Raw genomic sequence first — 24,900 nt, 5'->3', positions numbered from 1 at the left:
CCTCAGATGCATCAGAACGACCATTCAGACGGGGTGCGGTGCGGATGAAAACGGCTTCTTATACCTGATGGGTCTCCAGCCAGTCGGTCATCTGCTGGGCGATGCCCTTGATGCTGCCTTCCTCAAAGGGGACTTTCAGCCCTGCGGTCTCCAGCAGCTCGGTGTAGCTGGCCATGCCTGCACGGCGCACAAGGCGCAGGTAGCGCTCCCACGCATCCTTGTGGTCGTCAAGGCTCAGCAGGAAGAACTGCAGTGCGGCCATGGTGGACAGGCAGTAGTCGATATAGTAGAAGGGGCACTCATAAATGTGCAGCTGACGCTGCCAGCCTGCACCGCGGCCATAGAAGGGCAGATTGTCAAAATCGATCCACGGGCGGTACTTCTTTTCCAGCTTGAGCCACTCGGCATTGCGTTCATCGGGGGTCAGATCCGGGTTCTGGTACATGATGTGCTGGAACTCGTCCACTTCGCATCCGTAAGCAAGGAACACAAAACTGTCCTCAGCGTGGAGCAGGGCGTATTTGTCGGTATCCTGGCCGAAGAGCAGATGATGCCACGGTGCGGTCAGGAACTCCATGGCCATGGAGTGAATCTCGGCGCTCTCCATGCCGGGGCATTCCAGATCGGCGGGGATGGCGGGGTCACGCTCGGCTACATAGCCCTCAAAGGCGTGGCCGCACTCGTGGGTCAGCACGTCCACATCGCCGGAGGTGTTGTTCCAGTTGGCAAAAATGAAGGGGGCCTTGTAGCTGGGCAGGCTGGTCATGTAGCCGCCGGACATCTTGCCGGGGCGGCTCTCCACATCGAACAGCTCGTTGTCCTGCATAAAGTCGATGAACTCGGCGGTTTCCGGGCTAAGCTCATGGTACATGGTGCGGGCGGCATCCATACGGGCTTTGTAGCCGGGAATGGGCTTGGGATTGCCGTCCTTGAACATGATGGGCAGATCGGTGAAGGTGGGGCGGGCAATGCCGGTGCGCTTTGCACGCATGGCCATCACCTTTTGCAGCTGGGGCACCACATCGTTTGCCACCTGATCGCGGAATTTCCGGATCTCCTCCGGGCCGTAGCCGATGCGGTTCATGCGCACATAGGAAAGCTCACTGTAGTCGTGATAGCCCATCACCCGGGCCTGTGCATTCAGGTTCTTCACGATCTCGCCGTACAGCTCGTCCAGCTCGGCACGGTGGGCGTCAAAATAACCAGCCTCGGCCTCGTAGGCGGCGCGGCGCACGGCAGGGTCCAGATCCTCCTTGTAAGGGCCCAGCTGCGGGATGGTGAGCTGTTTGCCGTCCAGCTCCACCAGTGCGCCGCCGTAGATCTGCTGGTAGCGGCTCACCAGAGCATTGAACTGCTGCTGCAGCTCCACGGTGCGGTCATCCATGCCCAGAACGGCATTCTTCATACCGGCCACACAGGTGGTGCCGAATTTTTCGGTCAGGGCATCCACATGGGGATTTGCCAGAAATGCCCGGCTGATCTCCACGCTGGCGTTGGTCACGGCGGGGCCGGTGGCATCAAAGAAGTCCTGTTCGGCCTTCCAGTAAGCGTCGCGGGTGTCGCAGGTGTAGTGGATGTTGGCAAGGTTCGCGGCGGTGTTGTACTCCGCAAAGGCTTCGCTCTGCTCGTAGTAGAGCCGGACAAGAGCATCGCCGTCCGGTGCGGCAGCGGCCTTTGCGGCCAGCTCTTTGCACCGGGCCAGCAGGGCACCGATGTCCGGGCGGGTATAGGTCATTTCGTTGAATTTCATCGGGAAACATTCCTTTCCGGGAGAAGACTCCATATTTAAGGTTAAACCCATCTTACCACGTTATGCGGCAAATGAAAAGGGGACACAGGCCAAAACCCGGCAGATGCTATGCACAACTGCTAAAATTTGACGATGCGGTTTGGCAAAGTTGTCTGTGCAGGCGGTTGCATGGCTGTGGCAAAAGGACTATAATAAAACCATCAACAGAGTAAGGCCATGTGCGTTAAGTGCCGCATCAACGGGGAGTTGTGCTGTGGACGAAGGTGTACCCGCGGTGCATGGTCTGCATCCCGCTGCTGCATGGACTTGGGTGCAGGCGAGACGGCTTGCGTCCCGCCCGGAAGTGAAAGTTGTTGGATTCACGCCCTCCTTTGTGCGGTTTGTCACAGGGAGGGCGTTTTTGTTTGTGCAGACCGCCCGCCCGGTATTCCTTTTGCAAGGAGGACAGTTGATATGAACAACTCGAAAAATTCCGTCCGCACGCTCACCATGCTGGCCTTGCTGGTGGCAATGAGCATCGTGTTCAGCCGGGTGCTGAGCATCTCCACCGGCTTTGTGCGGTTCAATCTGGGCAGCCTGCCGGTGCTGCTGGCAGCGCTGCTGTTCGGCCCCGGTGCCGGCTTTGCCGTGGGCGCCGTGGCCGATATGATCGGCGGCGTGCTGGCAGGCTACGCCATCAACCCGCTCATCACGCTGGGCGCGGGTGCCATTGGTCTGGTGGCGGGGCTTGCATGGCAGAAGCTGCCCGGGCTGCGCACCGGCCTGCGGCTGCAGATCAGCGTGCTGCTGGGACACTTTGTGGGTTCCATGGTCATCACCTCGCTGGCACTGCGCATCTTCTACGGCTACCCGTGGGCAACGCTGGCAGTGCGCATCCCCAATGCACTGATCCTGGCTGCGGTGAACACTGTGCTGCTGCGCATCCTGCTGGAGAACCGTACCCTGATGAAGATGGTGAAAAAGTAAAAAGAGGCATTACAATGAATTACGAACAGGCAATGGAATACATCCATGCGGTCCAGTGGGCCGGCCACAAGCCCGGCCTGACGCGCACCCGCACCCTGCTGGCCGCACTGGGCGACCCGCACAAACAGCTCAGATTCGTGCATGTTGCAGGCACCAACGGCAAGGGCAGCACCGCCGCCATGATGGCGTCCTGCCTGCAGGCCGCGGGCTATCGGGTGGGCCTGTACACCTCGCCCTTCATCAACCGCTTCAACGAGCGCATCCAGATCAACGGCGTGCAGATCCCGGACGAAGAGCTGGTGAAACTGGTGGAGCAGGTAAAGCCCGCCGCCGATGCCATGGAAGATGTGCCCACCGAGTTTGAGATCATCACGGCGCTTGGGATGCTCTATTTTGCCCAGCAGAAATGTGAGATCGTGGTGCTGGAGGTGGGCCTTGGCGGCACGCTGGATTCCACCAATGTCATTGATGCCCCGGAATGCGCAGTCATCACGGCACTGGGTATGGATCATGTGAAGGAGCTTGGCCCCACTCTTGCGGACATTGCCGCCGCCAAGGCGGGGATCATCAAGGAAGGCTGCCCGGTGGTGAGCTACGGCGGCGTGCCGGAGGCAGATATTGTTATCCGCCGCGTCTGTGCTGAAAAGCATGCCGAGCTGACTGAGGTGGATTTCAGCAGGCTGAAATACGAGGGCGGCAGCCTTGACGCAGTGGAGTTCGACTTTGACGGCCTGACGGATGTGCACCTGCCCCTGATCGGCAGCTACCAGCCGCGAAATGCGGCGCTGGCTATCACGGCTCTGCGGGTGATGCGCACCCATGGCTGGAACATTCCGGAAAATGCCATCCGTACCGGTCTTGAAACGGTGAGCTGGCCGGGCCGCTTTGAACTGCTGCGGCACGCGCCCGCGTTTCTGCTGGACGGCAGCCACAACGCCCACGGAATGCGTGCCACGGTGCAGAGCCTGAGAGACCGCTTCCCCGGGCAGAAGTTCGTTTTTCTGGTCAGCATCATGGCAGACAAGGATGTGGACCAGATGCTCAGCCTGCTGGCACCGCTGGCGGTGCGGTTCGTCACGGTGGCGGCGCACACGCCGCGCGCCATGCCTGCCGAAACGCTGGCAGAACACATCCGGGCCTATGGCTGCAGGGCGGAAGCGGCAGCTTCCATTGAAGCGGGCGTGGCCCGGGCGGTGGAGCTGGGCGGCGAAGGCCCGGTGTGCGCACTGGGCACGCTGTATTTCTCTGGCGATGTGCGGAAGGCGTTTGCGGAACTTGTGAAGGGCTGAAGATTTAAAATGGCTCCGCGTGCGCTGCGCCATCATCAGCGGAAAAATTATTTTTAATATTGCAAATCAGGAAGATCAGCTGATCTTCCTGATTTGCTTTTTCACGGAAAAAGTTGCTTCTTGTGCAGAGAGCGGTCGCGTGGGACAGGCTTAAGGGCTTTTATGAAATTCTTCTCCGCCGGGTATGTTCTCTTTTGCGTGCCAAAAGAGAACCAGAAAGGACGGCGGTGCCCGCAGGGCATGAAAGCCCCAGTGGGGCTTTTAAGCCGCAGACCGGTTTGCAAAGCAAATGCCGCGTGTTCAGCGCGGAAAGGTCTCCGCTACTTTCGAGGCGGCGGGTTGCGGCTCCCTGCGTCTGCTTCGTGCCTTGGATGGCACTCGCATCCTGCAGGCCGCTGCCCCAACAGCTCCTCCCTGTTTCGGCCACTGGCCGCGGTCGTCGCCGTTGCAAACTAAGGGCTGCTCGCCCTTAATAATCCCAAAGCAGATGGGCTCCATACAAAAAATCCAAGTCGCTCCGCTAAAGGATTTTTTGTGTTGCGCCGATTTCAAGGCCCCTCAGTCGCTGTGCGACAGCTCCCCGCAGGGGAGCGAGCGCCAGCAGATGCAGCTACTCGCCACGGCCCCTTCCCGTGAAAAAGCAAATCAGGAATGACCGCAGTCATTCCTGATTTGCAAATATAAAAATATTTTTCCGCTGAAAATGCCCAGAGTGAAACGGAGGGCATTTAAATGGTTAGGCCTGCGATAGCACAGACAAAAAGAAAAAGCGGTGACTCGTGCAGGTTGAGTCATCGCTTTTCTTGCCCCTTGTGGGGCAGGCAGGGTAAATGATAAGAAGGTAAATGAAGAAAATAGCAATTTTAAGAACAAAGGTTTTGTGCTGAGCGAAGAACCGCTCGTAGAAGTTCATGTATCCAACGTAATGCCTTTGTTGGATACAACATACCACTTTTTTGGAAGAATTACAAGCCCTTTTTTCGATTTTTCACCAATAAACGTGCGAAAAATCGCATTTTTGGAGAAACGCACAAATTCAACGAGAAGTTCCCGGCAAACTGACGAACAAGCATAAAAATGAGCAGGTGCGGCCCGGAACGGCGGCAAAAAAGACGCAGAATGCGACAGTTCTTTACAAGAACCGGTCCGTGTGCTAAGATGAATACATTCAATGGAGAGTCTGCCCTGCGAAGGGTGGGCGTATGTGTCCGAGCGGGATGGCCCGGCACGGGGAAAGGAGCATATCAATGGAAAATCAGGCGGTGAGCGGAACAAAAAAGCCGCTCTTCGGAGGGCGGAAGCCGCTGTTCACACAAAAGGAACTGCTGCTGCTGACCGGCCCGCTGCTGGTGGAGCAGCTGCTGGAAGTGACCGTGGGTATGGCCGATACCATGATGGTGTCCCGCTGCGGCGAAGCGGCCATTTCCGGTGTCAGCCTTGTGGACATGATCAACAACCTCATCATCGTGCTGTTTGCGGCGCTGGCCACTGGCGGCGCAGTGGTGGTAAGCCAGTTTTTGGGTGCGCGGGAGCAGAAGGAGGCCGATGCAAGCTCTGGCCAGCTGCTTTTGCTCAGCGGCGTATTCGGTTTGCTGGTGGGGGCATTCTGCTTTGTTTTTGCAAGGCCGATGATCCGGCTGTTCTACGGCGCCATCGATGCCGATGTGCTGGATGCCAGCGTGCTGTACCTGCGCATCATCGCCATCAGTTATCCGTTTCTGGCACTGTATAACGGCGGTGCGGCACTGTTCCGCAGCATGGGCAACTCCAAGATCTCCATGCAGATCAGCTTTTTGATGAACGTGATCAACATTGTGGGCAACGCAGTGTGCATCTTCGGATTTAAAATGGGCGTAGACGGTGTTGCATGGCCCAGCGTGCTGTCTCGTGTGGTGGCAGCGGCCCTTATCCTGCGCAAGTGCTACCAGAAGGGCAATGCCATCACGGTGCCCAAGACCACCCGGCTGGATACAAAGATGACAAAGCGCATTCTGGGCATCGGCATCCCGTCCGCCTTTGAGAACAGCCTGTTCGAGGCTGGACGCATTCTGGTGGTGAGCATGATCTCCACCTTCGGCACAGTGCAGATCGCAGCAAACGCCGTGGCAAACAATCTGGACGGCATGGGTGTGATCCCCGGCAAGGCCCTCAGCCTTGCCATGATCACGGTGGTGGGCCGCTGCATCGGTGCGCGGGACGACGAGCAGGCTGTTTATTATACCCGCAAGCTGACGGTGTGGTCTTACATCGCAATGGGGCTTTCCAACGGTGCCATCCTGCTGTTTTTGCACAAGCTCATCGGCATCTACGCGCTGTCCGGTGAGACGATGGTGCTTTCTGAGCTGCTGGTACGTATCCATGCAGGCTTTGCCATCCTGCTGTGGACCCTGTCCTTCGTGCTGCCCAACGCCCTGCGTGCAGCCAACGATGTGAAGTTCACCATGATCGTGTCCATCCTGAGCATGGCGGTGTGGCGGCTGGGCTTCAGCTACCTGCTGTGCGTGCGCATGGGCTGGGGCGCTGTGGGCGTGTGGATCGCAATGATCATTGACTGGGTTTGCCGCGTGACATGCTTTGTGCTCCGCTTCCGCAGCGGTGTATGGAAAACCAAATATCAGGCATAACATAAAGAGGAGTATACCTATGAAACTGATCAGCTGGAACGTCAACGGTCTGCGCGCCTGCCTGACCCATGGCTTTGCCGAGAGCTTTGCGGCTCTGGATGCCGATATCTTTTCGGTGCAGGAGACCAAGATGCAGCCCGGTCAGGCGGATTTTGCGCCGGATGGCTACACCGAGTATACCTATTCTGCCGAGAAGAAGGGCTACTCCGGCACGGCCTGCTGGTGCCGTGAGCAGCCGCTGACCGTGACCGCCGGCATTGGCATTGAGCAGCACGACCACGAGGGCCGTGTGCTCACGCTGGAATACCCGGGGTTCTGGCTGGTGAACTGCTATACCCCCAACAGTCAGGACGGACTGAAGCGTCTGGACTACCGCATGGAGTGGGAGGATGCCTTCCGTGCCTACCTGCTGGCACTGGACGCAAAAAAGCCGGTGATCCTGTGCGGCGATCTGAATGTTGCCCATAGAGAGATCGACATCAAGAACGACAAGACCAACCACATGAGCGCAGGCTTTACCGATCAGGAGCGCGGCAAAATGACCGAACTGCTGGACGCAGGCTTTGCCGACAGCTTCCGCGTGCTGCACCCGGACGAGGTGAAGTACAGCTGGTGGAGCTACCGCTTCCACGCCCGCGAGAAGAATGCGGGCTGGCGCATCGATTACTTCATCGTGTCCCGCCGCATTGCCGATAAGATCCGCGCGGCGGAGATCCACAACGAGATCTTCGGCTCAGACCACTGCCCGGTGGAGCTGGACATTGACCTGTAACCTGTAAAAAAATGCCTGCTCTCCCGGAAAGAGCAGGAAAAAGGAGACTCTATGCTCAAAAGCTATCTGCTGGTATTTTTTGTTTCCATGGTGCCGCTCATTGAACTGCGCGGAGCCATTCCCATCGGGCTTGGCATGGGCCTGCCCATCCTGCCCACCTATCTGGTGTGCGTGGTGGGCAACATGATCCCGGTGCCGTTCATCTATCTGTTTGCACGCAAATTCCTGATCTGGGGCTACCACAAGCCCCTTATCGGGCCAATCTGCAAGTTCTGCATCGTCAAGGGCGAAAAAGGCGGACGCGCACTGGAAGCCAAGGCGGGCCGCGGCCTTGTGGTGGCGCTGCTGCTGTTCGTGGGTATCCCGCTGCCGGGCACCGGCGCGTGGACCGGGACGCTGGCGGGCTCGATCCTGGATATGAAGTTCAAGGACGTGGTCAAGGCCTGCATGGGCGGCGTGCTGCTGGCGGGCATCATCATGGGTCTGGCCAGCGCGGGCCTACTGGGTGCGCTGAGCACCCTGTTCTCGGTGGGCTGAGAAAAAAAGACTGTGTTCTGGCAAAGAACAACAATTGACAATGGCATTTTGCCGCTGAGTATGCTAAAATAAAAAGGTGTTTTGAAACCGGCGGCGCAAAGCTGCCGGACAGAAAGGAACGATAAGATCATGGATCAGGCACTGAATCAGAAAATCGACGCATATATTGCGCAAAACAAGGAACAGCTGCTGAAGGATATTGCCGCTCTGGTGGCAGTCAACAGCGTAGAGGGCACCCCGGAAGAGGGCGCACCCTATGGCGCAGGCCCCCGCGCCGCACTGGACAAGACGCTGGAGCTGGCTGCAGGCATGGGCCTTGCCACCCGCAACTGTGAAAACTACATCGGCTATGCAGAGCTGGCCGGCAAGGACCCTGAAAAGTATCTGGCGACCATCTGCCATGTGGACGTGGTGCCCGTGGGCAACGGCTGGACGGCCGACCCCTTCACCATGCGCATTCAGGACGGCTGGCTGCTGGGCCGCGGCGTTGCCGACGACAAAGGCCCCATGGTGGCTACCCTGTATGCCCTGAAGTTCCTCAAGGAGCAGGGCTATGAGCTGCGCTACCCCATCCGCGCACTGGCAGGCACCAACGAGGAGACCCACATGCAGGATGTGGACTACTACCTCAAGAACTACCCGGCTCCCGCTTTCTGCTTTACCCCGGATGCCGAGTTCCCGGTGTGCAACGGCGAGAAGGGCCTGTTCGGTGCCAAGATCGTCAGCCCGGTGTGCAACGGCGTCATCGTGGAGATCGAGGGCGGCGTGGCAAACAACGCCGTGCCCGACCGTGCAAGCGCGCTGGTCAGGACCGACATCTCCAAGCTGAAGAATGCCCCGAACATCACGCTGGAGCCGGAAGGCGACGGCGTGCGCATCCGCGGCTGGGGCAAGTCCGGCCACGCAGCCATGCCGCAGGGCACCGTGAACGCCATTGGTCTGGTGGTGAACTACCTGCTGGACAACGGCCTGTGCAATGAGACCGAGCGCACCTATCTGGAGGCCGTGCGCAAGCTGCACGCTTCTACTGCCGGTGAGGGTCTGGGCATCAACTGCGCCGACGGCCCCTTTGGTCCGCTGACCGTGATCGGCGGCCGCATCTACATGGAAGATGGCCGCATTTTCCAGACCATGGACAGCCGCTTCCCCACCTGCACCAACGGCAAAAAGATGACCGAGCAGATCCGTGCCGCACTGGGCGATGGCGCTGAGCTGCGCGATGTGACCGCTGCCGAGCCCTTCTATATTGAAGCCGACAGCCCTGCCATTCTGGCCTGCATCAACACCTACAACGAGGTGACCGGCGAGAACGCCAAGCCCTTCACCATGGGCGGCGGCACCTATGCCCGCCACTTCCCCTATGCGGTCAGCTTCGGCCCCGAGCATGTGGACCTGCCGCTGCCGGAATTCGGCGGCCCGATGCACGGTGCAAACGAAGCGGCACCCATCGACAAGCTGCTGGAAGCCGTGAAGATCTATATCATCGCGCTGCTGCGCCTTGAGGAGATCGACTTCTGATGCAGCCGATGAATGTGCTCGTCATCGACGGGCAGGGCGGGGGCCTTGGCAAACAGCTGGTGGCAGCCCTGAGCGCGCAGTGTCCGGAGGCCCGGCTCACTGCGGTGGGCACCAACAGTCTGGCGGCAAACGCCATGCGCAAGGCCGGTGCCCCGCGTGCCGCCACCGGCGAGAACGCCGTGGTGGTGAACTGCCGCAGCGCGGATATCATCGTGGGGCCCATCGGCATCGTCGTTGCGGATGCACTGCTGGGCGAGATCACGCCCGCCATGGCCACGGCCGTGTGCCAGAGCCATGCGATGCGGGTGCTCATCCCGGTGAACCACTGCGAAAACTATATCGTGGGTGTGCCGGAGCAGCCCATCAGCGATCTGGTGGCCGCTGCGGTGCAGAAGGTGAAAGCTCTCTGCGCCGGGGAAGGCTGCGGAAAAAGGGTTTATTGAAAATGCCCTCCGCTTGCGCTCTGGGCATCTTCAGCGGAAAAATATCTTATAATAGAGCAACAGCGGACAGCCTGCGGGCTGTCCGCTGTTGCATTTTCACGGAAAGGGTCCAAGAGGGAAACTTGATCTGTCTGTGCTTGTTTCCTGCGGAAACAGCCGCACAGCCGGGAAACAGGCCACTTCTTCATTGTGCCCGCTCCAGTGAAAAGGCAAGTCGGAAAATCCCGCAGGATTTTCCGACTTGCATCTAAAGAATATAAATTCCTTGAATAATGCCCAGAGCGCAAGCGGAGGGCATTAAAATGGTTACGACTTCTGTCGTGCGGCGATCTGCGCTGCCGTGGGCGGGGTGTCGCCCTGCGCAGCGTTTTCCAGCGCGCCGAGGCGGCGGTCCAGATCGGTCAGGCGCTGGGCTACGATATCCGGCAGATCCTGCTGGTCCAGATCGTCCGCCGGGTTCACGGCCTTGTTGTTGATGCGCACCACCTCGGCGGGCACGCCCACGGCGGTGCAGTTGGCGGGCAGATTGCGCAGCACCACGCTGCCTGCGCCGATGCGGGAGTTGTCCCCGATATACACCGGGCCAAGGACCTTGGTGCCTGCACCGATCAGCACGTTGTTGCCCAGAGTGGGGTGGCGCTTGCCGGTGTCCTTGCCGGTGCCGCCCAGAGTGACACCGTGGTAGATGGTGCAGTTGTCCCCGATCTCACAGGTCTCACCGAACACGATGCCCATGCCGTGGTCGATAAACAGGCATCTGCCGATGGTGGCACCGGGGTGGATTTCGATGCCGGTGCGGCGGCGTCCGTGCTGGCTGACCCAGCGGGCAAGGAAAAAGCGCTTATGCCGGTACAGCCAGTGCGCAATGCGGTGATACACCAGAATGTGAAAGCCCGGATACAGCAAAATGACCTCCAGCACGTTGCGTGCAGCGGGGTCCTTGCGCTGGATGTTCCGCGCGTCCTCCAACAAACCCATGGGAAAACCCTCTCTTTCCTGATTCCGATGAAGCTGCTCTGAATAAAAATCACGCCTCTGCCATGAAAACAGCCTCTGACTCTTTTGACCATATTATAATAGCACACCCGGACGGGAATGTACAGCAATATGCTAGGAATTGATGTGACTAACCCTGAATCTGGCGGGGAAAAACTGCTTTTGGGTAGAGTAGCTAAAATTCCGGGAGGGAAGCGGCAAACCTTTTTGCAACAAAATATATGCGGAAGCATTGACACATTTCGCGCTTCTATGCTAAAATATTATGAAAAGATTCCAGACTTATAAAAGGAGACAGCACCATGCAGAAAAGCGCGATGTGCACCAAACTGAACAAGCAGTTCGCATCCGGTTTTGCCGTGGGTTCGTTGTTTCCTTTTTTTGTGGAATGAGCTTTTCCCTTTGCGGGGAAAAGTTTTTTTTTGCCCGTAAGCCGGAAAGCCGAACCAGACAAACGCAAATCAGGAGGGAACTGCGATGCTGCTTGTAAATGCTGTGAACACCGAAGGAAGACCGCTTGAGATTTTTGTAAAGGACGGCAGGATCGCTGCTGTAGGTCAGGAGCTGGAGGCACTGGCCGGGGAGAACGAAACGGTCATTGATGCCGGCGGGCTGACCGTGCTGCCCGCCTTTGTGGATCTGCACTGCCACTGGCGCACCCCGGGCTTTGAGTACAAGGAGGACATCGAGACCGGCAGCCGCGCCGCAGCTGCCGGCGGTTACACCTTCGTGAACCTGATGCCCAACACAAAGCCGGTGTGCTCTTCTGCGGCACAGGCGTTCATGGTGGAGCAGAAGGCTGCCGAAGTAGGCCTGTGCGATGTAAACCAGACCGTCTCCATCACCGAGAACTTTGACGGTGTGAGCATCGACCACCTCAAGACCCTGCCTGCCGGTGTGAAGTTCATCACCGAGGACGGCCACGGCGTGCAGGACAATGCCACCATGGCAAAGGCGTTTGCCATCTGCACCCAGAAGGATATCACCGTGATGAGCCACGCTGAGGATATGGAGATCAGCCCGTGGGACTACCGTCTGGCTGAGGACATCGAGACGGTGCGCAACTGCTGGCTGAGCGAATACTACCAGACCAAGCTGCACATGTGCCACGTGTCCACCCGCGGTGCGCTGGATGCCATCCAGATGGCAAAGCTGCGGGGGGCACCCGTCACCTGCGAGGTGACCCCGCACCACCTGTGGTTCACCAATGATACCTGCGATTACCGTGTGAACCCGCCCATCCGCACCGCCGACGATGTGCAGGCGCTGGTGGACGGCATCCGCACCGGCATCGTGGATGCCATTGCAACCGACCACGCGCCCCACTCCGAAGAGGACAAGCTCAAGGGCATGGCCGGTATGGTGGGCAGCGAGACCGCTTTCGGCGTCTGCTACACCAAGCTCTGCAAGCAGGAAGGCCTGCCGCTGGAAGTGCTGGTGCACCTGATGAGCACCCGCCCGGCAGAAATTCTGGGCCTTGCCAAGGGCCAGCTGGAGCCGGGCTACGATGCCGACATGGTGCTGGTGGATCTGGATACGCCTTATATTGTGGACAAGGACAAGCTGCACTCCAAATCTCACAACACCCCATTCGACGGCGCTGAGCTGTACGGCAAGGTGTGCGCCACCATCAAGGGCGGCAAGCTGACCTATCAGGCAGAGAACTGAGAAAATGTTTCACAAAATAATATGATATAAAATAGATAAGAGAGCAAACAGGAGGTACACCCAAATGACGAACATGGACAAACTGTACGAAGCTGTGGAAGCCCGCGGCCCGGTGTGCGTGGGTCTGGACACCGACTTCAGCTACCTGCCCGCCGATTTTGTGGACAACACCCTGTCCCGCGGCGAAAACATCGTGCGCTTCAACAGGAAGCTCATCGATGCCACCAAGGCCGTGGCAGGCTGCTACAAGGTGCAGATCGCTTACTACGAGTCTCTGGGTCTTGAGGGCATGAAGGCCTACGCCGACACCCTGAAGGCTGTGCGTGAGGTCGGTGTGCCGGTGATCGCCGACATCAAGCGCGGCGACATTGCCAAGACCGCCGAGATGTACGCCATGGGTCACTTTACCGGCGATTTCGAGAGCGATTTCGTCACGCTGGCACCCTATATGGGTCTGGACTCCATCAGCCCATACCTGCCCTACGCCGAAAAGCAGGGCAAGGGCATGTTCGTGCTCTGCCGCACCTCCAACGGCGGTGCCAAGGACTTTGAGTATGAGAAGCTGGCCGACGGCCGCCACGTCTACGATCTGGTGGGCGACAAGCTGAACGCTCTGGGCAAGGACTACATGGGCGAGCACGGCTACTCCTCCATCGGTCTGGTCATCGGCGGCACCCACATCGAGGAGGCCACCGAGATCCGTGCAAAGTATCAGGACAGCTTCTTCCTGATCCCCGGCTACGGCGCACAGGGCGGCAAGGCCGAGGACATTGCCCAGTACCTCACCAAGGGCAACGGCGGCGTGGTCAACTCCAGCCGCGGCATCCTGCTGGCCTATAAGAAGCAGCCGGGCACTGCCTTTGACGAAGCCGCTTACAACGAATGTGTGAATATGAAGGAGGCCATTGCTCATGCGTGCAGCCTGCTGTGAAGCCACTGTTCTGCGCAATGAGGTCATTGCCCCGGACATCCGCCTGCTGACGGTGGTCTGGCCGGACCGCGATCACGCACCCCACGCAGGCCAGTTCTTTACCCTGCGTGCATGGGGCGCAGACGAAGCCCCCTTCCTGTCCCGGCCCATCAGCGTGCACCGCTGGAACCCGGACAGCAGCACCATCGAGTTTCTGTATCAGGTGGTGGGCGAGGGCACTGAAAAGATCGCGCAGCTCAAAATGAAGGATACCTTCCAGCTCACCGGCCCTATGGGCAACGGCTTTGATGTGCCGGACATCCTGAGCAAGTACAAAAAGATCGCTGTGGTGGGCGGCGGCATCGGCACCGCGCCCATGTTCCAGCTCACCCGTGAACTGGCAGCGGCAGGTGTGAAGCCGGATGTGTTCTTCGGCTTCCGGGATGCCCCCTACTGCATGGAGGAGTACCGCGAGATCGCAAACCTCGTCAAGGTGTCCACCGACACCGGCGCGGTGGGCTTCCACGGCTTTGTCACCCAGCTGTACGACCCCGCCGACTACGATGTGGTGCTGGTGTGCGGCCCCACGGTCATGATGAAGAACGCCGCCCGCCTGTGTGCCGAGAAGGGCACCCCCTGCTTTGTGAGCATGGAAAAGAAGATGGCCTGCGGCATTGGTGCCTGCCTTGGCTGCACCTGCGAGACCAGGAGCGGCGAGGGCAAGAGCGTGTGCAAGAACGGCCCGGTATTTGATGCAACGGAGGTGTTCTTCTGATGGCTGACCTGAAAACCAACCTGCTGGGCTTTGTGATGAACAGCCCGGTCATCGGCGCATCCGGCACTGTGGGCTACGGTGTGGAGTACGAAGAGCTGGCAGACTTTGCCAAGATCGGCGGCATCTCCGGCAAGGGCCTGACCCTGCACGGCCAGTACGGCAACAAGGGCGAGCGCCTGTGGGAGACCCCCTCCGGCCTCATCAACAGCATCGGCCTGCAGAACCCCGGCGTGCAGCACTTCATTGACGTGGAGCTGCCCGAGATGCTGGAACTGAAGCAGAAGTACGGCACGGTGGCCATTGCCAACCTTGGCGGCCACAGTGAGGAAGAGTATGTGGAAGGTGCCGCGATGCTGAGCGACAGCGCAGTGGACATCGTGGAGCTGAACATCTCCTGCCCAAACGTCAAGGTGGGCGGCATGGCCTACGGCGTGAAAGCCGAAGCTGCCGGTGAGGTGGTGCGCATGGTGCGCGCTGCCTGCAAAAAGCCCCTGATGGTCAAGCTGAGCCCGCAGGCCGAGAACATCCCTGAGATGTGCAAGGCCGTGGAAGCCGCCGGTGCGGATGCCATCAGCCTGACCAACACCTTCCAGGCCTGCGCCATCGATCTGGAAAAGCGCCGCCCGGTGTTCAACAACATCTTTGCGGGCCTGTCCGGCCCGGCGGTGCGGCCCATTGCCCTGCGCATGGTGTGGCAGGCCGTGGGCGCTGTGAACATCCCGGTGGTGGGTCTGGGCGGCATCGCCACGGGCCGTGACGCACTGGAGTTCATCATGGCCGGTGCTGCGGCGGTGCAGGTGGGTGCCGCAAACTTTGCCAACCCCCGCGCCATGGAGACCATTGCCGACGAGATGGCCGCATGGATGGACAAGAACGGCGTGAAAACGCTGGACGAGATCCGCGGATGTGCCCGGAATGCTGAATAATCCGATTGATATACCAGTAAAATGCTGATTTATACGCATAAAAACAAAGCTACTGCATAAATTTGCAAATCACGCAAAAGCGTGGTACAATACCGTTTAAAAGACATTTTTATAAAAGAGAGGGAGAAGTACAATGAGTGAAGCACTTGAGATCCTGAAGAGCTGTGACGCGTTCCTGGAAGGCCACTTCCTGCTGTCCTCCGGCCGCCATTCCAGCGCATACTGCCAGATGGCCTACCTGCAGCAGTACCCCGACCGCTGCGCCGAGGTGATGAAGGTCGTGGCAGATAAGGTCAAGGAAATGGACGTGGATGTGATCGTCGGCCCGGCCATGGGCGGCATCGTGTACGCCTACGAGCTGGCCCGCCAGACCGGCAAGCGCGCCATCTTTACCGAGCGCGTGGACAATGTGATGACCCTGAAGCGCTTCGCCATCCACCCGGGTGAGAAGTGCCTCATCGCTGAGGACGTGGTCACCACCGGTATCTCCTCTCTGGAGACCAAGCGCGTGATCGAAGAGAACGGCGGCATCTGCGTGGGCATCACCTGCGTGGTGGACCGCACCAAGCCCGAGGCTCCGTCTCCCATTCCCATCGTGGCAAGCGCCCTCAAGCTGGACCTGCCCAACTACGCACCGGAAGAGTGCCCCATCTGCAAGGAAGGCAAGCTGCCGCTGGTGCATCTGGGCAGCCGCAAGATGAAGCAGGAAGCAAAGCAGACCCTGTAATGTGTTGAAACGAGGAAAACTATGAACGCATATCTTCTTTTGGCAAATGGCATGGTCTTTGCCGGCCAGTCGGTGGGTGCCGAGGGTGTCACCGTGGGCGAGGTGGTCTTTGCCACCGGCATGGTGGGCTTTCAGGAGACCCTGACCGACCCCAGCTACTATGGCCAGATCATCACCCAGACCTACCCCCTTATCGGCAACTACGGCATGAATAAGGACGACATGGAGTCCGACCGCATCTGGGCAAAGGGCTACATCGTGCGCGAGGCCTGCACCACCCCCTCCAACTGGCGCTGCGAGGAAACGCTGGACAGCTTTTTGAAAAAGAACAACACCATCGGCATTGAGGGCATCGACACCCGCCACCTGACCCGCATCATCCGGGAGAGCGGTGTGATGAACGGTGCCATCCTGACCACCTTCGACCCCGCCGACCCGGCCAACAAGGCCGAGACCGAGGCTCTGTTGGCTCAGATCCGCGCCTATGCCGTCACCGATGCGGTGAAGAATGTTACCTGTGAAAAGCCCGAGGTGTTCAACCCGCAGGGCGAGACCCATATCGTGCTGATGCACTACGGCTGCAAGCGCAACATCGTGCGCTGCCTTGTCAAGCGCGGCTGCAAGGTGACGGTCATGCCCGCCTTTGCAACGGCAGAGGAAATCAAGGCCCTTGCTCCGGACGGCATCATGCTGTCCAATGGTCCCGGCGACCCGGCGGAACCCGTGGAGGTTATCGAGAACCTCAAGCACATCTTTGAGCTGAACATCCCCACCTTCGGCATCTGTCTGGGCCACCAGCTGAGTGCTCTGGCAGCCGGTGCCAAGACCATGAAGCTCAAATACGGCCACCGCGGTGCCAACCAGCCCGTGACCGACTTTGAGTCCGGCCGCACCTTCATCACCAGCCAGAACCACGGCTACGCTGTGGTGGGCGACGAGCTGCCCGCCGAGATGGGCGAGGTGGCACAGGTGAACGCCAACGACGGCACCTGTGAGGGCATCAAGTACAAGAAGTGGAACTGCTTTACCGTGCAGTTCCACCCGGAAGCAAACGGCGGCCCCAAGGATACCGAGTTTCTGTTCGACCGCTTCCTGAACAACGTCAAAGCAGCAAAAAAGGAGGCACGCTGAAATGCCGAAGGACCCTAGAATCAAGAAGGTGCTGGTCATTGGCTCCGGCCCCATCATCATTGGTCAGGCTGCGGAGTTCGACTACTCCGGCACGCAGGCCTGCCGCGCCCTGAAGGCAGAGGGCATCGAGACCGTTCTGCTGAACTCCAACCCCGCAACCATCATGACCGACCCGGATGTGGCCGACCATGTTTACATCGAGCCCATGACGCTGGAAGTCGTGGAGCGCATTCTGGACATCGAAAAGCCGGACTCTGTGCTGCCGAACCTCGGCGGCCAGATGGGTCTGAACCTGTCCATGGAGCTGGCCCGCTCCGGCTATCTGGACCGCACCGGCATCCGTCTGCTGGCCTGCAAGCCCGAGACCATCGACCGTGCCGAGGACCGCGAGCTGTTCAAGGAGACGATGGAAAAGCTGCACCAGCCCATCATCCCCTCTGAGGTGGTGGAGACGCTGCAGGACGCTCTGGCCTGCGCCGACCGCATCGGCTACCCGGTCATCGTGCGCCCGGCCTTTACCATGGGCGGCACCGGCGGCGGCATCTGCGAGACCCGCGAAAAGCTCATCGAGATCGGCACCAACGGCCTGCGCCTTTCCCCCATCCATCAGATTCTTGTGGAAAAGTGCATCGCCGGCTGGAAAGAGATCGAGTATGAGGTCATGCGTGACCACAAGGGCAACGTGATCACCGTGTGTAACATGGAGAACCTGGACCCTGTGGGCATCCACACCGGCGACTCGGTGGTCGTGGCTCCTTCCCAGACCCTGACCGACCACGAATACCAGATGCTGCGCACCGCTGCTCTGGATATCATCACCGAGCTGGGCATTGAGGGCGGCTGCAACTGCCAGTTCGCCCTGAAACCGGACAGCTACGATTACGCGGTCATCGAGGTCAACCCCCGTGTGTCCCGCTCTTCCGCACTGGCTTCCAAGGCCACCGGTTATCCCATTGCCAAGGTGGCTACCAAGATCGCCATTGGCTACACGCTGGACGAGATCACCAACGATGTCACCGGCAAGACCTGCGCCTGCTTTGAGCCCGCGCTGGACTACATCGTGGTCAAGTACCCGAAGTGGCCCTTTGATAAGTTCGTCTACGCCGACAAGTCTCTGGGCACCCAGATGATGGCCACCGGCGAGGTGATGAGCATTGGCAACAGCTTCGAGGCTGCCATGATGAAGGCAGTCTCCTCCATTGAGCTGGGTATGGACACCCTGACCCACAAGCCCTTTGAGGAGCTGACCGATGACGAGATCGTGGCCCACATGCATGTTCAGGATGCCGAACGCGTGTTCTGCGTGTACGAGGCTCTCAAGCGCGGCATCGACCACCAGACCATCTACCGCATCACCAAGATCGACTGGTGGTTCCTAGACAAGATGCAGCATCTGGCAAACCTTGAGAATGGCCTTGCCAAGTGCAACGGCGTGCTGACCGAAGAGCAGTACAAGACTGCCAAGAAGTACGGCTTCCAGGATAAGACCATCAAGCGTCTGGCTCAGGTGGACACCCTGCCCGTGGAGAACTACCGCGCCGGCTTCAAGATGGTGGATACCTGTGCTGCCGAGTTCTCGGCCAACACCCCCTATTTCTACTCCACATACGACGGCGACAACGAAGCCGCTGAGTTCATTGCCGAGAAGGAAGCCGAAGCATCTGCCAAGGGCGAGCCTAGGAAAAAGAAGGTCCTGGTCTTTGGTTCCGGCCCCATCCGCATCGGTCAGGGCATCGAGTTCGACTACTGCTCGGTGCACTGTGTGTGGACCCTGAAGAAGCACGGCTGCGAAGCCATCCTGGTCAACAACAACCCCGAGACTGTCTCCACCGACTTTGACACCGGCGACCGTCTGTACTTTGACCCGCTGAACCCGGAGAGCGTGGACAACATCATTGCCACCGAGAAGCCGGATGCCTGCGTGGTGCAGTTCGGCGGCCAGACCGCCATCAAGCTGGCAAAGCACATGGACGAGATCGGCCTGCCCATTCTGGGCACCCCGGCAGATGCCATCGATGAAGCAGAGGATCGTGAGCGCTTCGACGAGCTGCTGGAGCGCTGCAGGATCCCCCGCGCACCGGGCCGCACTGTCTTCAATCTGGACGAGGCGCTGGCCGCCGCCGATGAGATCGGTCTGCCGGTGCTGATGCGCCCCTCCTACGTGCTGGGCGGTCAGAACATGATCGTGGCCTACACCAAGGCGGACGTGATCGAGTACATGGGCGTTATCACCGAGCATGTGGACATGGATCACCCTGTGCTGCTGGATAAGTATATTCTGGGCACCGAGTGCGAAGTGGATGCCATCTGTGATGGCGAAAACTTCCTGATCCCCGGCATTATGGAGCAGGTGGAGCGCACCGGCGTGCACTCCGGCGACTCCATCTGTGTCTACCCGGCACAGCACCTGACTCAGGCCGAGATCGACACCATGGTGGATTACACCGGCCGCTTTGCCCGCGAGCTGCATGTCAACGGTCTGGTGAACGTGCAGTACGCAGTTTCCAACGGCAAGGTGTACGTCATTGAGGTGAACCCCCGTTCCTCCCGTACCGTGCCGTATATCTCCAAGGTCACCGGCGTGCCCATGGTGGATCTGGCGGTGCGCTGCTGTCTGGGCGAAAAGCTGGCAGATATGGGCTACGGCACCGGCCTGCACCCCAACGCACCTTATGTGGCCGTCAAGGTGCCTGTGTTCAGCTTTGAAAAGCTGCACGGTGTGGATACCCAGTTCGGCCCCGAGATGAAGTCCACCGGCGAAGTGCTGGGCATTGCCCCCAACTACCACGATGCCCTGCTCAAGGGCCTCATCGGCGCGGGCTACACCTTCAAGACCCCCGGCCCTGCAAGCTGCTGCATCTTCACCGTGAAGGACAGCGACAAGCCGGAGTTCGTGGATATCGCATGGAAGCTCAAGAGCATGGGCTACAAGCTGTACGGTACCTCCGGCACCTGCGCATGGCTCAACAAGCACATGGTGCCCTGCAACGAGGTGCGCAATATGTCCGGCGAGTCGCCCAACATCGTGGACCTGCTGCAGAGCGGTCTGGTGGATTATGTGTTCTCTACCAGCGCTAAGGGCCGTGACCCCAAGCGCGACTCCGTCCGCCTGCGCCGCAAGGCTGTGGAGCTGAGCATCCCCTGCATCACCGCAGTGGATACCGCCAACGCTCTGGTGGACTGCCTGCGCAGTGATCACAGTCTGGAAAATATCCCGCTGGTGGATATTGCCACCCTGTATCACCGCAAATAATTACCTCACGAATTACCCGTAAAATGCTTTTTTGCAGCGCCCGCCAAAACAGCGGGCGCTGTATTTGTGAAGGACGGAGAGAGATTACATAAGTTCGTGCGCAATAAATGACGTTTTGTGCGCAATCTGTCGCAAACAGTGTGTGAATTATGTTATACTCAACAACGCAAAATTTGCCAAAAGACGTTACTTTTGGACACTCCAGGAGGATATAGATACATGACCCGTTCCCAGATGATCGAGACTGTGGCACGCAAGACCGGCTTCACCGAAGCACAGGTCGAGACCACGATGGATGCAATGTTTGACCAGATCGCCGACTGCCTGCGCGCAGACGAGAAGGTGACCATCGCAGGCTTTGGCCGTTTTGAGATGCGTCCCCGCAAGCCCAAGGCCTACACCAACCCCAAGACCAAGGTTTCCAGCCGTCTGGAGTCCACCTCCATCCCCGGCTTCAAGGCCAGCGGCCGCTTCAAGCAGAAGCTGGAAGCAGGCAAGGCTGCCAAGACTGAGGAAGCTGTCTGATCCTCAAATCAAATGCAAAGAGCTGTGCCCTCCACTCGGGGCGCAGCTCTTTTTGTTTGGCAATCCCTCAGGTTCGCATTTGCTCAACAGCTCCCTCGGAGAGGGAGCCTCGCCGTGCGGAAAAGTCTCCCTCTGGGAGGAAGGTGGCATCGCATTAGTGATGACGGAAGGAGTTCGTTAAGAACCTGCTGACAAGTGTGGCATTTCATGCTATACTGGGTTCAGAATATAAAATGACAAAGGAACGGAGAATCAGATGCTTTACAGTGAGTTGCAGTGCAGCGATGCCATCCACAAGGCCGTGGAGCGCATGGGCTTTGCCGAAATGACCGAAATTCAGGAAAAGACTATCCCCGTCATGATGGCGGGCTATGACGTGATCGCAAAAGCCCCCACCGGCACCGGCAAGACCTGTGCCTTCGGCATCCCGGTGGCGGAGCATATCTTACCGGAAAACAAGTACCCGCAGGCCGTGATCATGGCCCCCACCCGGGAGCTGGCCCAGCAGATCGCGCAGGAGCTGGAAGAGCTGACCTATTTCATGCCCGAAGTGCAGGTGGCCTGCGTGTACGGCGGTGCCAACATGGAAAAGCAGGCAAAGCGCCTTGCCGAGGGCTGCCAGATCGTGGTGGCAACGCCGGGCCGTTTGATGGACCACTACAAGCACCATTCCATTGATATCTCCCATGTGACCCAGATCGTGCTGGACGAGGCCGACGAAATGCTGAACATGGGCTTCTATAAGGATGTGCGGCATATCATTGAAATGATGAAGGCCCGCAAGTCCCTCTCCATGTTCTCGGCCACCATCAGCCGCGAGGTAATGGACATCGGCTGGCTGTACCAGCACAACGCCGAGGAGATCACCGTCCAGCCCAAGGAAGAAAGCCAGCCCAAGATCACCCAGTATATGCTGGAGACCTCCGGCCGCAACAAGCTTTCCGACCTTGCACAGATCATCATTGGTGAGAACTACAAGCGGGTGATGGTATTCTGCGATACCAAGTTCAACACTGCCACTCTGGCCAACCAGCTGGCACGGCTGGGCTTCTCGGTGGACTGTCTCCACGGCGACCTCTCCCAGAAGGAGCGCAACCAGATCATGCAGAACTTCCGGGACGGCAAGCTGGCCATTCTGGTAGCCACCGACGTTGCCGCCCGCGGCATCGATGTTTCGGATGTGGATGCCGTGATCAATTACGATGTGCCCAGTGAGAACGAACATTACACCCACCGCATCGGCCGCACCGGCCGTGCCAAAAAGGAGGGCGTGAGCTACCTGTTCTATGTGCCGGAGGAGAAAAAGCGGGTGCAGGAACTGCTGCGCCTGACCCGCAATACCGACCTGTGCACCCCGGTGCACTTCGACTTCAACCATGAGCACATTGTGGTGGAGAAAAAGCAGGACAGCGCCGACCGGTTCCAGATCAAGTGCTACTTCTGATAAAATAAGAACTCCTTCAGTCTCGCATTCGCTCGCCAGCTCCCTCAAGGAGGGAGCCTTTGGCAGTGCGGCAAAGTTTTATGTTTTGCCAAAGGCCCCATCTCCGAGGGGGCTATCTGCGAAGCAGACTGGGGGAGTCTCACTTTTCTATTAAAATCTATTGACCTTCCCCTTTCTGGAAGGTGTAACATAGGCACGTAAGGAGGCACCGGAGCCATGAAGATCAACGAAGTGGAAGCCGCTGTGGGCGTGACCAAAAAGAACATCCGCTTTTACGAGGAGGAGGGGCTCATTACCCCCAGCCGCGAGCCGGGCAACGGCTACCGCAGCTACTCGCAGGCGGACGTGGAACGCCTGCGCCGCATCAAGCTGCTGCGCAAGCTGGATGTGCCGCTGGCCGAGATCCGGGAAATGCTGGAAGGGCAGAAGACGCTGGCCGAGGGAATGGCCCAGCAGCTGGAACGTCTGAGCACCCGCCGCAAGGATCTGGACGAAGCCATCGGCTTTTGCAAGCTGCTCCAAAAGGACTCCGGCAGTCTGGAAGAACTGGATGTGGAGCAGACGCTTGCGCGCCTTGCTGCACGGGAGAAACAGGGAGTGACCTTTGTGAACATTGAACGCACAGACCGAAAAGGCGAGCGCATCCGCGGCGCCTGTATCGGCGCTGCCCTTTTTGTGGCGCTGATGGCTTTTGTGATCGCAACGATGGCGTGGGCCTTTTACAGCGACCCGCAGGAAGCGCCACCGCTGCCGCTGCTCATCGTATTGTTCGGCATCCCGGTGGGGTGCATCGTGGGCACGCTGAAGGTGTTGCTGGAACGCATTGAAGAGATCGGAAAGGGAGAAGAAGATGCTTATCGTAACTATTAACGAAGTGCCCGGCAAAAAGCTGGAAGCGCTGGGCGTGGTGCGCGGCAGCACGGTGCAGAGCCGCAATCTGGGCCACGATCTGATGGCGGGGTTCCGCACGCTGGTGGGCGGTGAAGTGACCGACTATGCGGATATGCTCACCGAAGCCCGGCAGATCGCCACAGGACGCATGGTCAAGGATGCAGAGGCCCTTGGTGCGGATGCAGTTGTAGGGATGCGCTACGCTTCCGCCAGCGTCATGCAGGGCGCAGCAGAGGTCATTGCTTATGGAACGGCGGTGAAGTTCGTATGACCACAAAAGAAAAGCAGGGCTTCGGCCTTTATTTCCTGTTAGCATTTGGTCTGGCATGGCTGTGTCAGGTCGGCGGCTGCATGGTGCTGCTGCAAAAGCAGAATGCCGTGCTGTATCAGTTGGCGCTGGTCGCCACCATGCTCTGCCCGCTGCTGGCGGTGCTGCTGGTGCAAAAGGTCTTTCTGCGCCAGCCCACCGGCATCGGCTGGAAGGTGCAGGGCAAGCGCCGCTACTGGCTGGCGGCGTGGTTCGGCCCGGCGGTATTTACGGTGCTGGCCGCAGTGCTCTACTTTGCGGTGTTCCCGCATCGACTGGACCTCTCCGGCAGCTGGCTGGCAGCGGCCTACGGCGGCGAGATGGACGCTCAGACCCTGCGCAGGGAGCTGGGCGTATCCAACCTCAGCTACATGCTGGAAACAGGCCTGTTCGCGGTCACGCTGGCTCCGGTCATCAATATGTTCGCAGCTTTGGGCGAGGAAGCCGGCTGGCGCGGGTATATGATGCCCCACCTGAAGAAGCAGCTCGGCCTGCTCAACGGCCGCCTGCTGGGCGGCGTGATCTGGGGTGTCTGGCACTGGCCGCTGATGCTGCTGGTGGGCTACGAATACGGCACCAACTACTTGGGTGCGCCAGTGCTGGGCCTTTTCGTGTGGTGCATAGTCTGCTTTGCGCTCAATACCCTGTTGGACTGGCTCTATGAAAAGACCGGGTGCATCTGGGTTCCGTCCATCGCACACGGCGCATTCAATGCGGTGGCAGCGCTGTTTGTGGTTTTGACGAACCCGGCAGACAGCTATTACAATGTATTGGGGCCGGCACCCATTGGCCTGATCGGAATGCTGCCCATGCTGGCTGCTGCAGTCTGGCTGACCCTGCGAAGATCCTGAAAACCTGAATAGTTCCGGGAGAGGACTCTTCCGCTTTTGCCGCCGCAGCTGCAATGCAGCTGCGGCGTAGTTTTTCCTGCGGCCTGCTGCTGTTTTGGGGTGCACGCAAAAAAGAATGGAAAAAATCTGTCAAAAAGTGTTGACAAGGAGGCGGGGGTGTGGTATTATACTTGAGCGCCAAGCGCTGAGGCAAAAGAATGACTTCCAAAGCCTCGGCAGGAAGCCCTTGAAAAGAACCAATAGACGCAGAAAACACCAGTTGACACTGAGATGTTTGAAGCGCTCCAAGTTCAGAAAGTTCAAAAGCTTCTAAAAAATAAGGCTTGACAAAAAACCACTTCGGTGGTAAAATAAACAGGTCGTCAGCCGCAAGGCTGAGGCGCTACAGGACCTTGAAAATTGAACAATATCGAAAAACTTGTAAGGAACCTTTTAAGTGTTTGGAAAAACACTAAAAACAATTCCAAAAGTAATTCACACAGGACGCAAGCGATTGCGTGCTGAGCGAACAAGATTTAACACTTTAAAAGTGATAAATATCATTTATAAAGAGTTTGATCCTGGCTCAGGACGAACGCTGGCGGCGCGCCTAACACA

At 58.7% G+C, this 24,900-nt stretch carries 21 protein-coding genes and 1 riboswitch; of the genes, 19 read left to right on the top strand and 2 right to left on the bottom strand.

All coding sequences use genetic code 11. The features are described 5' to 3' along the window. Nucleotides 1–58: 58 nt before the first annotated feature. On the bottom strand, nucleotides 59–1,750 hold the full coding sequence (locus tag J3348_RS10235; protein ID WP_207698920.1) for a M3 family oligoendopeptidase: 1,692 nt from the start codon (nucleotides 1,748–1,750) through the stop codon (nucleotides 59–61). Nucleotides 1,751–1,952: 202 nt separating this feature from the next. Beyond that, nucleotides 1,953–2,048, top strand: a riboswitch (THF riboswitch). Between the two features lie 155 nt (nucleotides 2,049–2,203). On the opposite strand from J3348_RS10235, the gene J3348_RS10230 reads away from it, so the two are divergent. The 7 genes from J3348_RS10230 (at nucleotide 2,204) to J3348_RS10200 (ending at nucleotide 9,899) form a co-directional block, all read left to right on the top strand. Beyond that, a complete protein-coding gene (locus J3348_RS10230; RefSeq protein ID WP_097781364.1) occupies nucleotides 2,204–2,716 on the top strand; it encodes a folate family ECF transporter S component in 513 nt (170 codons plus the stop codon). Nucleotides 2,717–2,730: 14 nt separating this feature from the next. Beyond that, nucleotides 2,731–4,005 carry a folylpolyglutamate synthase/dihydrofolate synthase family protein gene (locus tag J3348_RS10225; protein ID WP_207698919.1) on the top strand — a complete coding sequence of 425 codons (1,275 nt, stop codon included), beginning with the start codon at nucleotides 2,731–2,733 and terminating at the stop codon, nucleotides 4,003–4,005. A 1,247-nt stretch (nucleotides 4,006–5,252) separates the two neighbouring features. Further along, nucleotides 5,253–6,629, top strand: coding sequence for an MATE family efflux transporter (locus J3348_RS10220; RefSeq protein ID WP_207698918.1), 1,377 nt, complete (start codon nucleotides 5,253–5,255; stop codon nucleotides 6,627–6,629). 19 nt (nucleotides 6,630–6,648) lie between these two features. Next, nucleotides 6,649–7,401 (top strand): exodeoxyribonuclease III, encoded by a 753-nt coding sequence (locus J3348_RS10215; RefSeq protein ID WP_097781367.1) that lies wholly within the window; start codon nucleotides 6,649–6,651, stop codon nucleotides 7,399–7,401. A gap of 51 nt (nucleotides 7,402–7,452) precedes the next feature. After that, nucleotides 7,453–7,938 carry a small multi-drug export protein gene (locus tag J3348_RS10210; RefSeq protein ID WP_005944184.1) on the top strand — a complete coding sequence of 162 codons (486 nt, stop codon included), beginning with the start codon at nucleotides 7,453–7,455 and terminating at the stop codon, nucleotides 7,936–7,938. A gap of 129 nt (nucleotides 7,939–8,067) precedes the next feature. Beyond that, entirely contained in the window at nucleotides 8,068–9,456 is a 1,389-nt protein-coding gene (locus J3348_RS10205; RefSeq protein WP_005944187.1) for a Sapep family Mn(2+)-dependent dipeptidase, read from the top strand. A gap of 8 nt (nucleotides 9,457–9,464) precedes the next feature. Continuing rightward, entirely contained in the window at nucleotides 9,465–9,899 is a 435-nt protein-coding gene (locus J3348_RS10200) for a DUF3842 family protein (protein WP_207698965.1), read from the top strand. Nucleotides 9,900–10,205: 306 nt separating this feature from the next. Here J3348_RS10200 and epsC read toward each other — a convergent pair whose 3' ends face one another. Further along, the gene (gene epsC / locus J3348_RS10195) at nucleotides 10,206–10,877 is read right to left on the bottom strand and encodes a serine O-acetyltransferase EpsC (protein ID WP_097774358.1); all 672 of its coding nucleotides are present in this window, start codon (nucleotides 10,875–10,877) and stop codon (nucleotides 10,206–10,208) included. A 495-nt stretch (nucleotides 10,878–11,372) separates the two neighbouring features. On the opposite strand from epsC, the gene J3348_RS10190 reads away from it, so the two are divergent. From J3348_RS10190 to J3348_RS10135, 12 genes are all read left to right on the top strand, one after another. Continuing rightward, the gene (locus tag J3348_RS10190; protein WP_207698917.1) at nucleotides 11,373–12,563 is read left to right on the top strand and encodes a dihydroorotase; all 1,191 of its coding nucleotides are present in this window, start codon (nucleotides 11,373–11,375) and stop codon (nucleotides 12,561–12,563) included. Nucleotides 12,564–12,627: 64 nt separating this feature from the next. Next, on the top strand, nucleotides 12,628–13,494 hold the full coding sequence (pyrF, locus tag J3348_RS10185) for an orotidine-5'-phosphate decarboxylase (RefSeq protein WP_207698916.1): 867 nt from the start codon (nucleotides 12,628–12,630) through the stop codon (nucleotides 13,492–13,494). Beyond that, nucleotides 13,475–14,248 carry a dihydroorotate dehydrogenase electron transfer subunit gene (locus J3348_RS10180; protein WP_207698915.1) on the top strand — a complete coding sequence of 258 codons (774 nt, stop codon included), beginning with the start codon at nucleotides 13,475–13,477 and terminating at the stop codon, nucleotides 14,246–14,248. Before pyrF ends, J3348_RS10180 begins: the two co-directional genes overlap by 20 nt. Then, on the top strand, nucleotides 14,248–15,174 hold the full coding sequence (locus J3348_RS10175; protein ID WP_005944201.1) for a dihydroorotate dehydrogenase: 927 nt from the start codon (nucleotides 14,248–14,250) through the stop codon (nucleotides 15,172–15,174). Before J3348_RS10180 ends, J3348_RS10175 begins: the two co-directional genes overlap by 1 nt. Nucleotides 15,175–15,307: 133 nt before the next feature. Beyond that, the gene (gene pyrE / locus J3348_RS10170; RefSeq protein WP_207698914.1) at nucleotides 15,308–15,901 is read left to right on the top strand and encodes an orotate phosphoribosyltransferase; all 594 of its coding nucleotides are present in this window, start codon (nucleotides 15,308–15,310) and stop codon (nucleotides 15,899–15,901) included. 21 nt (nucleotides 15,902–15,922) lie between these two features. Further along, nucleotides 15,923–17,032: a carbamoyl phosphate synthase small subunit gene (locus J3348_RS10165; protein WP_005944209.1), complete on the top strand. Its 1,110-nt coding sequence runs from the start codon at nucleotides 15,923–15,925 to the stop codon at nucleotides 17,030–17,032. Nucleotide 17,033: 1 nt separating this feature from the next. Continuing rightward, nucleotides 17,034–20,285: a carbamoyl-phosphate synthase large subunit gene (carB, locus tag J3348_RS10160; RefSeq protein WP_154255479.1), complete on the top strand. Its 3,252-nt coding sequence runs from the start codon at nucleotides 17,034–17,036 to the stop codon at nucleotides 20,283–20,285. Between the two features lie 219 nt (nucleotides 20,286–20,504). After that, nucleotides 20,505–20,810 carry an HU family DNA-binding protein gene (locus J3348_RS10155; protein WP_005944215.1) on the top strand — a complete coding sequence of 102 codons (306 nt, stop codon included), beginning with the start codon at nucleotides 20,505–20,507 and terminating at the stop codon, nucleotides 20,808–20,810. 256 nt (nucleotides 20,811–21,066) lie between these two features. After that, on the top strand, nucleotides 21,067–22,254 hold the full coding sequence (locus tag J3348_RS10150) for a DEAD/DEAH box helicase (protein WP_005944218.1): 1,188 nt from the start codon (nucleotides 21,067–21,069) through the stop codon (nucleotides 22,252–22,254). Between the two features lie 216 nt (nucleotides 22,255–22,470). Continuing rightward, nucleotides 22,471–23,124, top strand: coding sequence for a MerR family transcriptional regulator (locus J3348_RS10145; RefSeq protein WP_207698913.1), 654 nt, complete (start codon nucleotides 22,471–22,473; stop codon nucleotides 23,122–23,124). Next, nucleotides 23,105–23,416 carry a heavy metal-binding domain-containing protein gene (locus tag J3348_RS10140; protein ID WP_005944222.1) on the top strand — a complete coding sequence of 104 codons (312 nt, stop codon included), beginning with the start codon at nucleotides 23,105–23,107 and terminating at the stop codon, nucleotides 23,414–23,416. The genes J3348_RS10145 and J3348_RS10140 overlap by 20 nt, the downstream gene beginning before the upstream one ends. Continuing rightward, entirely contained in the window at nucleotides 23,413–24,303 is an 891-nt protein-coding gene (locus J3348_RS10135; RefSeq protein ID WP_207698912.1) for a CPBP family intramembrane glutamic endopeptidase, read from the top strand. The genes J3348_RS10140 and J3348_RS10135 overlap by 4 nt, the downstream gene beginning before the upstream one ends. The last annotated feature ends 597 nt before the right edge of the window (nucleotides 24,304–24,900 follow it).

It is taken from the genome of Faecalibacterium sp. Marseille-Q4896 (assembly GCF_017377615.1).
GTDB lineage: Bacteria > Bacillota > Clostridia > Oscillospirales > Ruminococcaceae > Faecalibacterium > Faecalibacterium taiwanense.
Note: the sequence above shows the minus strand (reverse complement) of the source record. Positions and strands in the feature narration are given on the sequence as shown.